Raw genomic sequence first — 11,470 nt, forward strand, 5'->3', positions numbered from 1 at the left:
GAGTTTCGCTGGACGCGGAGTTGCTCGATCGAGCGCTGACGCACCGTTCGTTCGCGCACGAGCACGGCCTGCCGCACAACGAGCGACTGGAGTTCGTCAGCAGTGCGGCCGTCTGTACCAGCGATGCCGAGCGTGGCCGCCGCGCACTAGCGGCCCTGCGAATACTGCTTCCGGAGAAGCGAAATCGGCATTCATTCACTGGGCGGTCAGATCGGAGGAACTAGCACTTTCCCTTGGCCGCGTCCCGGATTCCGGCAATGGTCGCCTGGCGGTCCGCCTCGCTGAGAGTCGACCATTGCGGGGACTGGGGGAGTAGCGCGATCGTGTCCTCTGCCGTCCTGTTCGCGGACTCCTCGCTGGCGGCCCTCAACTTGCTCAACACCGGCAGGTAGTTCTCGCACGTCTTACCCCGCACGACGTCGTTCATCGCGGTCGTCGGCGCGGCATCCGTGCTTGTCGTAGAACTACACGCCGACAACGCCAGCGCAACCCCGACGGCCAGCAGGGCAATGCTTTTCATCACGATCTCCTCATCAGAATGGGGAGACCCTACCCGGCCCTATCGCCCGCGTCCACGCGACCGTGAGCTCGCTTCTCGTTCAGTGCATGACCGTCGCGGAGTCGGTCTGTCGCACGTCGAATGTTCAGGGGACAGACACCGTACCTGCTGGTTGCCAGACTCGGGTGAATAGACGACAGCGGGTTCAGGCGCAGCGCGGAACCGTCTCGACAGCCAACATGCGCAGGAACAGTTGGCGAAAGCGGAGGCCGACCTGCGAAACACGAAAACTGCGCTTGTGAGTTACCGGCAGAACTTGCGCCGATACGGATAGGTCGCAAGAGTTTTGACGTGTTTCACTGCTGTGTCAGGCCTTCAGCAAGCGATACACGATGAAGGTCGGCACTCCGACGAGTCCAGCGAGTTCGTCGGGCCAGCGCTCGAGCGCCTCGCTGCTCGGTTGAGGTTCGGCTATTCGGTCGACGACAAAACCGGCGCGGCTGAAGTCCGTGACGACGGCAGACAGCGGGCGGCGCCAGAAATATTGGGTGACTTCGACGCCGATCTTGGTCCAGGTATCGCTGACGAGTTCGGTATCGAAATACCCGCCATGTTGGGTCGGTAGCGGCGGCCCGAACGGATGATCTGAGGACAGCACCACCCAACCTCCCGGACGTAGTGCAGCCGCGAACGATCGCAGCGGAATCGTCCAATCCCGCAGGTAGTGCAGCGTGAGCGAGCATGTGATTCCATCGAAGGAATTCGGGTCGACCGGAAGGGGTTCGGCCAGATCAGCCACAAAGAAGCGCCCCCCACGCCCTGCGCACCGCCGCTCGGACTCTTTGAGCATTCGTGGACTTACGTCGACTCCGGTCGCTTCCGCACCAGCATCGAGCAGCCACTCGCATTGTGCGCCGGAGCCACAGCCGGCGTCGAGTACCGCCGCTCCGTCCAAAGGGGTGGGCACCAATTCACGGACAACCGGCCGTTCCAGTCCTCCGTTGAAGGGCCCCGCGTCGGTCGCGGATGACCACACCGGCGCCAAGCGGTCGTACTCCGCACGGGTGTGGCGGGCATGCGCAACTGGATCGGATGATAGAGCTGTACTGGACGACAGAGCCGGATCGCACGGCATATCCGAAGACATAGGATCATAATGACAGGCCGTCGGCAACCCTGATGCTCGTCGAATACGACGGGATAGAACCTGCAGGCCTGTGGAGCACAGTGCCGAAATAGCTTGCGCTGTAGCCAGGTAGGGGTCGGTTATTGTGGGTCCCAGCCGGGCCGCCATGACGGCACGGCCGTCCCGGCTGGCGTCCCATTGACGCCAGCCCCGAGTGGCTCACGCAGCGCCGATCAACCGCTGCCCTTGTCGCGTCCGCTCATGCTTGTCGTTCTTCTCGTGCTGTTTTCGCTCATGGATACGCGAGAGCGCTTCGGCGAGGAGTTCGCCCGGGCGGTGACGATTGTTGATTTGTGGCTGTCCACTGGGATTGATGTGTGGTGGACCGATCCACGCGACCCGCCCCGGGTGCGTCGATTCCGGTCCGAGGACAACTGTTTTCCAACCGCCCGGCCCGTCATGAACCAACGCATGGCACTGGTCACAAGCCAGCGTCTCGTTGCCGATATCGGTCGGCCCACCCTTGTTCCAGTCCGTGACGTGGTGAATGGCGCACACACTCGCGGGCGCATCACAACCGGGACGCGAGCAGCCGCGTACGGCAGCGATCAACGCCAATCGCTGTGCGGCAGAAGCCAAACGTTTGGTGCGTCCTAGATGCAACGGCAGACCGTCGGTGTCGAACACCATCAAGAACGGCTCCGACTCCGCAGCCAGTTTCAGCGCATCGCTGATCGGAACCATGCCGCCGGTCGCGGTGGTCGCGACCCCGGCGGCTTTCTCGACATCCGCGATGCTCATCGTCAAGATCGTCGAAACCGGAAGTCCGCGATGTGATCCCAGCTTCTCCGGTGCGACACAGTGCCGCAGCAACGCGAGAAACCCGTCATGGGTGCGTTGCGCAGCGCTGCGTGCGTCGCGCCGAGCGGCGGCAGCAAGTTGATCTTGATCCACGAACCCGTCTTCCCCCGAGAGACTTTCGGGATCATCGGGGTTGTTCATGCCGGGTCGGGCAAGTTTCGCCAGGCAGGGGTCCAGCAGTGCACGCAGCGTCGGGGTTATTTCACCCTTGATCGGCGACATCCCGTCCGCACGCTGACGGCCGATGGTGATCCCCCGCATGCGGGCCCGGTCGGTATCGTCGGTGCGTACCCCGTCCGGGTCCAGATAGGCAAGAACGGCCTCACCCACCTTGGCGATGTCATCGGGCGACCCAGTCCGAGCGAAGTCTGCCAGAAGTTGTTCTGCAGCTTCGAATTCCGCATTCGCCGTCGAACCCGGCACGCGCTTCATCACCGCTGCGATCTGACGCGCATGGTCAGCCGAGATCTCACCATCGACTTGCGCGGATGCGGTGTGTGGTAAGCGCGGTGCCCGCACCTCGCCCGCCATGTCATGCCACGAACCCAGCGACAATGCCGCAGCAACCCGCGCGCCCGCTTCGGCGTTCGACAGGCGCAGCGTGTGCATCAGGAACTTCTTAGCGGTGCCGGTTCCCGTCTGGTTGGGCAGGTTTCGGTCCGAGGCTTCCACGATCAGCCGATGCCCGACTGCCACCAGCTTCCGAGTGGCCTGCTCGACATCACGCAACAACTCGATGATCTTGTCGTCCGGCATAGCGGTCAACGGCCGTTCGAGAAGATCAGCAACAGCACCCAGTAGCGGATCAGCGACCCGTCCCTGATGCTCTCCACCGCTCGAACTCATGTACTAGACCCTATCGACCCGAGCCAACGATTTCCAGAGAAAACCCCATCTGATCTGCGGGTTTTCACAAAATGTGTGTGAACATCCCGGCGTCGGCGACCTATTCCCCATTTCGACTGGGGAGCAACGGTAGAGGCCTGTCGTGCCATGCTTCGAGGGATGTTCGGAAAGTGGTGGCAGACAGCACGGACGATGCGAAGGTCCGGTCCGATTACTGGATCTTTGGTACTAGCCGCCGGTTTGATGATCTCGGGTTCGGCGGCGCAGACCACAGCGCGACCGGATACGCCGGAGGATTCCTCGCTCACCGTCACCCTGCCTGATCCGACGCTTGATCAATCGGTCGAACTCCCGCAAACCGACCTGGGTACCGACAGCGGCGACCTCGGCGAAACCGGCACGGGCACAGCCGAAGAAGACCCGCTGGCCCTCGACCCACCCATCGAGCCGCTGGATTCCATACCGTCGACAGATCCGCTGGACTCCGCGCCGATCGAACCGGTGGACTCGACGCCCATCGAGCCCGTGGACCCTGCGCCACCCATCGATCCTGTGGCGACGTCCACCGATCCGCTGGACGCTGCGTCCACAGCAGAGGTGCCGACCACCACCGATCCACCCTCTTCGACCACGACAGAGACTCAGACGCCCACGACCACAACGGAATTCCCGAGAAGCCCCCTGGAGCTGTCGATCGAGGTGACGATCGATATCCAAGGCAGGCCGGTCCCCTGCGTCACGTGCCCACCGCTGTCCACCTCATCGACTTCCCGTCAGCCGGAGGTTTGCCGGTCCACCTCACCCCAGTCGACCACACAGCGCCCCACGCCATCAGCATCGGCCACCACTACGCCCCGAACATCGACCACGACAACAAGATTTACTACGAAGCAGTCGATCGGGTCCAGCCGCTCGACGACACCGACAACTAGCCGGAACGTAACCTGCCACCCCACGGCGACGACGACCTCGACAACGCCCAGTCCGTCCCGAACATCCACTGTCACAACTAGTCCCACCCGACCAACGCAAACGACCCAACCCACCACGCCACGCCGCTGAGCTACAACCCGGCGTATGGCCCGCGGTCCAAACCCGCAGGCCATCACATCAGTTGCGCAACAACCGAATTCAGCAGCTGAACGCGTAGGTCGTACCAGCCGACGTTGCAATCCCGGTCCGAGTGTCGACGACGACCACCGTCGCCGCACGATCCCGCGGGATCTGGCAGCGTACATCGGCCAACGCGGCGGTTTCCCTGGCCAAGTTGCCGTTTCCATCGGCCTGCCGGTTGCCGAGCGCCCGCAGACCATTGGTGTTCACTCCCGCCGCATAGAACTCCAGGCGAGCGTTCGGCGACAGCCCGCTGGCCTTGTCCACGAAGAGCCAGCCGCCGAGCTGATGCTTCTGCGTACGCACGTGCACCTTGCCAACGGGCAACTGCGACGCGTCGGCGAAATGCTGTACGCCCTCGCTGTTCTGGGCCCTGGCGCGGTCTCGGCGATCGGGTGTCACGCAGACGTGGTCGGCAGGCCGTGTCTCGCGCCAAACGAACCCTTGTTTGCAGGTGTCCGGACCATAAGCGCCACCGTTCGGCGAACGCCGGGCAGCGGCCTGAGCGTTCTCGGCGTGCGCGGTGTCCCGGTCGCCGGGGCGCACGCACACAGTGTCGCCGCTGTAGGCATCCCGCCAGACGAATCCTTGCTGGCAGGTGTAGGGCCCGTAGGGCAGCGCGGACGCCGGCGCCGGGAGGAGGGCGCCGAAACCGGCCACCGCCGCGATTCCCAGCGCGATGGGCAGTACGCGCAGGGGGCGAGGTACGGAGGTGCGGAGCATATCTGTGGTCCTTTCAGGCATTGACCAGCCGGTTTCGGCTGAGAACCACTGTCGCCGCACGTACCAACGGCCCACTAACGACGCACCAACGGCCGACCTCAGTCCGTCGGCACCAGCGTGAAGGTCAGCGCGTAATCGCCGATCCGGATCACCGAACCATCGGTGAGCGCGACGCTGTCCACGATGCGCATGCCGTCGACGAATACTCCGTTCGAGGACAGCAGATCCTTGATCACATAGGTGAGCCCGTTGTGCAGGATCGCCGCGTGGTGCCTGCTGACCTTGCCGTGTTCGAGCACGATGTCGTTGTCCGGCAGCCGCCCGATCCGGGTGATCGTGCCCATGATCGCGAAGGTGTCACCGGAGCGTTCGCGCAACAGTGCCGTCGGCCCGCCGGAGCTCTGGTCGACGATCGTCGTCGCACGCAACGATGCAACGGCCGCCTTCGCGCGAATATCCACGGGTTCCTGCCGGAGAATGCGCCCCTCCAGCTCCCGGATCGGCAGGCTGGGGTCGATGCCGAGCTCGTCGGCGAGCGTGGCCCGCAACCGCCGCGCCGCGTCGAGCGCGTCGGACTGACGGCCGTCCACATACAACGCGGTGATCAGCTGCTCCCACAGCGGTTCGCGCAGCGGATACTCCGCCGCCAGCAGCGCGAGCTCGGAGACAACGGCTTCCGCTCGCCCCTCCGCGATATCGGCCTCTGCCCGCGCTTCGATGGCACTGAGCCGATCGTTGTCGAGCGCCGCCGCATAGGAATCGGCGAAGCCGAGCCCGCGCAGATCCGCCAGCACCGGTCCGCGCCACTGGCCGAGCGCGCTGGACAGCAACTCGCTGGCAGCCCGGAAACGTCCCGCACTCAGCGCCCGCACGCCCGCCTCCTTGCGCACCCGGAACCGCTGCACATCACTGGCGCCGTCGGCTACCGCGACCCGATAGCCCGCACCCACCTGAGCAAGGATCGCGCGCGCGTCGAGTCCGTTGTCGCGCAACGGCTTCCGCAGATTCGACACGATCGTATGCAGACTCACCCTGATGTCCGGCGGCGGGTTGTCCTCCCATACCGCCTGCGCCAGCGACTCCACCGACACCGGCCGATTCGCGTTACACACCAGATACGCCAGTACTGCCCGCTGTTTCGGACCACCGAGGGACTGTCCGACACCGTCGATCGTCAGCTCCACCGCGCCGAGCACGCCGAACCGCGCGCGAGTTTCGGGCATAGCGGCACTCCTCACGACGTGACACCGTCCACACGTCGCCTGTGAGCGTACCGAGCCAACCCGACAATCAGAGCGGCAATCACGCAAGAAACGCGCGTCCCGACACCCGTCCGTGCGCGGTGTTATGCCTGGCCCGCAACGTTTTCCGGCACCACCTGGAGCATCGGGGGCTTGCTCTCAGGTGTCCGATCGGGGATGCTGGATGGTCACGGGATTCGCGATAGCACACCCTGCCTCGCGACCGGGGTCGGTTCACCTGCCCGCAACGGTCCCGGCAACATCTGTGCGATCGCGGTTCATCCGGGGTTACCCGACGCCGCTTACCTTTCGGGGTACGCGGAAAAGGAGCCGGCGGCATGGAGTTCCGACATCTGGTTTCATTCATCACGATTGCCGAAGAGCTACATTTCGGCCGCGCAGCGCAGCGCTTGCACCTCACTCAGCCCAGTCTCAGTGCCCAGCTGCAGAAGCTGGAGAAGTCGTTGGGCGTGCAACTGGTCGCACGCAACTCGCACGAGGTCAAGCTGACCCCGGCGGGACGGGAATTCGAGAGTCAAGCCCGGATCATCGTGGCCCAGATGGACCGGGCAGCCCAGGTCGCCAAGGCGACCGCGGAGGGGCGAGCGGGCACCCTGAACATCGGTTACAACCTGCCTGCCAGCAGACACGTGCTGCCGGAAGCGTTGATCAAGATGACCGAGCAACACCCCGACATCGGGGTGTCGCTGTGGGAGAAGCGCACCGGGCCGCAGCTCGCCGCGCTCGCCGACGGCTCACTCGACCTGGCACTGGTGTACGGCCACCCGAGCACCACGGATTTCCGGTATCGCCGGCTGCTGCACCGGGTCCCGCTGGTGGCCGTCGTCGGCCGACGGCATAGGTGGGCCGACCGGCCCGGCGTGCCGTTCGCCGAACTGGAAGGCCAGGAGTGTGTGCTGTTCGCTCGCGAACAGTGTCCGGCCATGTACGACTCGATCTTCCGCGCGGCCGCGGACACCAGGATCACCCTCTCGGTCGCGCAGACCGCGGACGATCCCGGCGCGACCGCGCACATGGTTTCGGTGCGCCCGCTGGTCGGCTTCGCTTCGCTGCCCCGGGCGATTTCGATGGGTATGGGTGCGCCGGGCAGCAGCTCGGTGGCGGTCAAACTGCTCGATCCGGTACCCACCTTGGATTTGTTCGCGGTGTGGCGTGCGGACGAGACGAATCCGGCGGTCTCGCTTTTCCTGGAGTGTGTGGAATCCCCGGAACCGGCACGCATCGATATTGCCCGCGCGTTGTCGGCCTAGTCTCGTCGATAGACCATGACATTCGCGCGGTAGGAACCACGATATCGTCCGGACGGTAATTCGGTGCGGGCGACCACAATTCAACATTGTGAACACACTGTCTGTCACCGCGGTGTCCAGCACCGAGAATGGAATCGACCTTCCGGACGACGCGAGTTTGTACTCGGTGATTTCCGGTGCGGCCGCCGAACACCCGCAACGACTTTCGCTGTGCGGCGCCGACGGAACGCAACTCACCTGTGCCGATGTCGACCGGCAATCCCGCGCGTTGGCCTCGGCGCTGGCGGCGCGCGGCGTGGCGGCGGGGGATCGGGTCGCGATCCTCGGCCGCACCAGCCTGGAGTGGGCGCTGCTCGATGGCGCGCTGCTCGCACTCGGCGCCGTCGTGGTTCCGGTCTACCCGACCTCCTCAGCGGCCCAGATCGAGCACATCCTCACCGACAGCGGCAGCGCGTTCTTCGCCGCCGAGGACGAGACGGACGCCGTGCGACTGAAAGCGGCCGGCGCGGGGGAGGTGTGGACGTTCGCACAACTCGCCACCTGGGCCGCTGGTGCGGTAGACCCCGGTCTCGCCGACCGCATCGCCGTGGTGCGCGCCGACGACCTGGCCATGATCGTCTACACCAGCGGCACCACCGGGGTGTCCAAGGGTTGCCTGATCACCCACCGCAACATGTTCGTCTCCTCGGTCAACACGGTGCGCCAGACCGGCGCCATGTTCGACGGGACGACCGTGCTGGCCCTCCCGCTGTCGCACGTGTTCGGCCAGACCATCCTGTTCGCCTGCCTGGCGGGCGGCAGCCGCACCCACCTGTTGCCCGGCATTCCCGACCTGGTCCCGGTGCTGCCGACGCTGCGCCCGACCTTCCTGGCGCTGATTCCGTTCGGGCTGGAGAAGATTCGCAAATACTGCCGCACCATGCTGTCCGGCACCGAGGAGCAGGAGGCCGTGGCGCGCGGCCTGGATGTCCTGCGCGGGCAGGGCACCCCCGAGCCGTCCGACCATCCGGTCGCGGCCGCACTCGGCGGCAGGCTGCGCCACGTCATCTCCGGTGGCGCGTCGCTCGACGATTCGACCACCGGCTTCTACGCGGGCTTCGGTGTGCTGCTGCTGAACTGCTACGGCCTCACCGAGGCGGCGACCGCCGTGACCGTCAGCGCACCGGAGACCAACCGCCTCGGCACGGTGGGCAGGCCGATCCCCGGCACGTCCGTGGCGATCGCCGATACCGACGGTGAGGTGCTGGTGGCCGGCCCGCACGTCTCGCCGGGTTATTGGGGCGCGGCGGCCGGCCAGTCCGTCGTCGACGCGCAAGGCTGGCTGCACACCGGCGACATCGGTGAACTCGACGCCGAAGGTCACCTGCGCATCACCGGCCGCAAGAAGGAGATCCTGGTGACCTCCGGCGGCAAGAACGTCGCGCCCGCACCGCTGGAGGACCGGGTGCGGCTGCATCCGCTGGTGAGCAACTGCATGGTCATCGGCGACGGCCGCGACTTCGTCACCGCGCTGGTGACGCTGGATCCGATTCAGGTGTTGCGCTGGCGCGACAATACCGCCGACCGCGATCTCACCGCCGCCATCCAGTCCGCGATCGACGACGCGAATTCCCTTGTCTCCCGGCCCGAGTCCATTCGAGCATTCCGTATCGTAGACGGTGATTTCACCGTCGAGGACGGATTGTTGACTTCCTCACGAAAACTGCGCCGGGCCGCCATCGCGGCGGCGTATGCGGCCGATATCGATTACCTCTACCGGGCGCGCCAACCCGCGTTATAGCGCTACCCGATCGGGTGCGGCCGTCATCGGACTGCGTAGATAGCCCACGCCGATCGCCCGATGAAATACGGCTGCCTCCGGTGGTTTTCCCCCTGGGTCGGCCACAGACTCGATTTCAGTATTCGACTACCGGAAAGTGATGCCACCATGTACGACGTCATTGTTGTCGGAACTCGGGTCGCGGGTGCTCCGCTGGCCATGCTGCTCGCCAGGCAGGGCTACCGGGTCCTCGCCGTGGACCGGGCGACCTTCCCCAGCGACACCCCCTCGACCCACTACATCCACCAGGCCGGTCTCGGGCTGCTGCAGTCGTGGGGCTTGCTCGACGAGGTGGTGGCGTCGGGCACCCCGCCGATCCGTCACCTGAACTTCTCCTACACCGACATCGTCATCAAGGGCTTCGCCGATGTGTCGGCCGACGGCATCGACGCCGTGTACTGCCCGCGCCGCACCGTGCTGGACAAGATCCTGGTGGACGCGGCCGGTAACGCGGGCGCCGAGGTGATCAACGGATTCACCGTCAACGACCTGGTTTTCGACGGCGACCAGGTGGTTGGCCTGCGCGGCCAGGTCGGCGACGGCGCCGAGCAGGAGTTCCGCGCCAAGCTGGTGATCGGGGCCGACGGTTCGAACTCGACGGTCGCGAAGGCAGTCGGCGCCGAGGTGTACGAGGGGTCCCCGGCGGCGTGCTTCATCTACTACTCCTACTACGACGGCGTCGACTGGGGCATGCAGCACCGCACCGGCTTCGGTGAGCAGCAGTTCGCGGCCTGGCCGACCAATGACGGACTCTCGCTCGTCGCGGTGATGCGCAAGCGGGACCGGTTCCGCGAGTTCCGCACCGATCCCGACGCGGGCGTGCAGGAGATCGTCTCCCAGATCGACCCGGAACTCGGTGCGCGCCTGAAGGATACGGGCAAGCGGGTCGAGCAGTTCCGGCCGATGCTGTACCCGGACAACTACCGTCGCCGCTCGTTCGGTCCCGGCTGGGCGCTCGTCGGTGACGCGGGCTACCACAAGGATCCGTTCACCGGCTGGGGCATCACCGACGCGTTCAAGTCCGCGCAGTTGCTGGCCGACCTGGTCCACGAGGGCCTGTCCGGCGCCCGTCCGATGGCCGAGGTACTCGCCGAGTACGAGCGTGAGCGCGACATCCAGAGCGCCAGCACTTACGAACTGACGCTGAGCATTTCGGAGCTGACGCTGACCCCTTACTACGACTCGGTGTTCCGCGCCACCAGCTATGACGCGGAGTACACGAAGGGCTTCTTCGGACTCATCGCCGGAATTTACTCGCCGGAAAAGTACTTCGGCGAGCAGGAGCTGGCCGACCTGTACGAGAAGGTCGACTTCCCCATGGCCGCAAGGCATGTCACCAAGGATGGGGTTATCGCATGAGCATCCCCGGCCTGACGGCATTGGGGGACAGTTTTGTCGAGGGCCGCGGCGACGCCGCGGCCGGGGGCGGCTACCGCGGCTGGGTACCGAGGCTGGGTGGCCAGCTCGGCCTGCGCCCCGCCGCGGTGCGCAACTTTGGCGTGCACGGCGCGACGACGACCGTCGTGGTGGAACAGCAACTGCGCCGGGCAGTTTCGGCCAGGGCCGCGCTCTACGGGGTGGTCGTCGGGGTCAACGATCTGGTCAGCGACTTCGACGCCGACCGCTTCGAACGCAACCTCGCCACCATCTTCGCAACGCTGCGCTCAAGCGGCGCAACGGTTTTCACCGCCAGTTACCCGGACATCCCGGCCCGGCTGCCGGTGCCGGACAACTTCCGTGCGCTGCTGCGCGCCCGGTTCGACTTCGCCAATACCGTGCTCGTCGATGTCACCGCCGACACCGGCACCCTGCTGCTGGATATCGCGACCCAGCCGGACTGGGCGTTGCCCGAGGTGTGGACCGCCGACGGCCTGCACCCGAGCTCGCTCGGTCACCACCTGTTCGCCGCGGGCGCGGCCGAGCTCATCGCGTCGCGCACAGCGACCACCGTCGCCGCCTGATCTTTCCATC

Annotated in this window: 10 protein-coding genes; 4 read left to right on the forward strand and 6 right to left on the reverse strand. The window is 65.7% G+C overall.

Annotation, left to right across the window (positions count from 1 at the left end; all coding sequences use genetic code 11):
- Nucleotides 1–220: 220 nt before the first annotated feature.
- The 6 genes from DMB37_RS37795 to DMB37_RS37820 all read right to left on the reverse strand — a co-directional run bounded on the left by DMB37_RS37795 (nt 221) and on the right by DMB37_RS37820 (nt 6,391).
- Complete coding sequence (locus DMB37_RS37795) at nt 221–520, reverse strand: hypothetical protein (protein WP_135236808.1); 300 nt, start codon at nt 518–520, stop codon at nt 221–223.
- 346 nt (nt 521–866) lie between these two features.
- Nucleotides 867–1,535 carry a class I SAM-dependent methyltransferase gene (locus DMB37_RS37800; RefSeq protein WP_370465438.1) on the reverse strand — a complete coding sequence of 223 codons (669 nt, stop codon included), beginning with the start codon at nt 1,533–1,535 and terminating at the stop codon, nt 867–869.
- A gap of 309 nt (nt 1,536–1,844) precedes the next feature.
- Complete coding sequence (locus DMB37_RS37805; protein WP_135236809.1) at nt 1,845–3,332, reverse strand: HNH endonuclease signature motif containing protein; 1,488 nt, start codon at nt 3,330–3,332, stop codon at nt 1,845–1,847.
- Between the two features lie 773 nt (nt 3,333–4,105).
- Nucleotides 4,106–4,339 (reverse strand): hypothetical protein, encoded by a 234-nt coding sequence (locus DMB37_RS37810; protein WP_135236810.1) that lies wholly within the window; start codon nt 4,337–4,339, stop codon nt 4,106–4,108.
- A 124-nt stretch (nt 4,340–4,463) separates the two neighbouring features.
- Nucleotides 4,464–5,168 carry a hypothetical protein gene (locus DMB37_RS37815; RefSeq protein ID WP_135236811.1) on the reverse strand — a complete coding sequence of 235 codons (705 nt, stop codon included), beginning with the start codon at nt 5,166–5,168 and terminating at the stop codon, nt 4,464–4,466.
- Between the two features lie 98 nt (nt 5,169–5,266).
- A complete protein-coding gene (locus DMB37_RS37820) occupies nt 5,267–6,391 on the reverse strand; it encodes a BTAD domain-containing putative transcriptional regulator (protein ID WP_135236812.1) in 1,125 nt (374 codons plus the stop codon).
- Between the two features lie 356 nt (nt 6,392–6,747).
- On the opposite strand from DMB37_RS37820, the gene DMB37_RS37825 reads away from it, so the two are divergent.
- The 4 genes from DMB37_RS37825 to DMB37_RS37840 all read left to right on the forward strand — a co-directional run bounded on the left by DMB37_RS37825 (nt 6,748) and on the right by DMB37_RS37840 (nt 11,460).
- Nucleotides 6,748–7,680: a LysR family transcriptional regulator gene (locus DMB37_RS37825; protein ID WP_135236813.1), complete on the forward strand. Its 933-nt coding sequence runs from the start codon at nt 6,748–6,750 to the stop codon at nt 7,678–7,680.
- 88 nt (nt 7,681–7,768) lie between these two features.
- Nucleotides 7,769–9,460, forward strand: a complete 1,692-nt coding sequence (locus DMB37_RS37830) for a long-chain fatty acid--CoA ligase (protein WP_240771978.1) — start codon at nt 7,769–7,771, stop codon at nt 9,458–9,460.
- A 147-nt stretch (nt 9,461–9,607) separates the two neighbouring features.
- On the forward strand, nt 9,608–10,858 hold the full coding sequence (locus tag DMB37_RS37835) for an NAD(P)/FAD-dependent oxidoreductase (protein WP_135236814.1): 1,251 nt from the start codon (nt 9,608–9,610) through the stop codon (nt 10,856–10,858).
- Nucleotides 10,855–11,460 (forward strand): SGNH/GDSL hydrolase family protein, encoded by a 606-nt coding sequence (locus DMB37_RS37840; RefSeq protein WP_135236815.1) that lies wholly within the window; start codon nt 10,855–10,857, stop codon nt 11,458–11,460. Before DMB37_RS37835 ends, DMB37_RS37840 begins: the two co-directional genes overlap by 4 nt.
- Nucleotides 11,461–11,470: the final 10 nt, after the last annotated feature.

The sequence above is a fragment of the Nocardia sp. CS682 genome, from assembly GCF_004634405.1.
In the GTDB taxonomy this organism is placed as follows: domain Bacteria; phylum Actinomycetota; class Actinomycetes; order Mycobacteriales; family Mycobacteriaceae; genus Nocardia; species Nocardia ninae.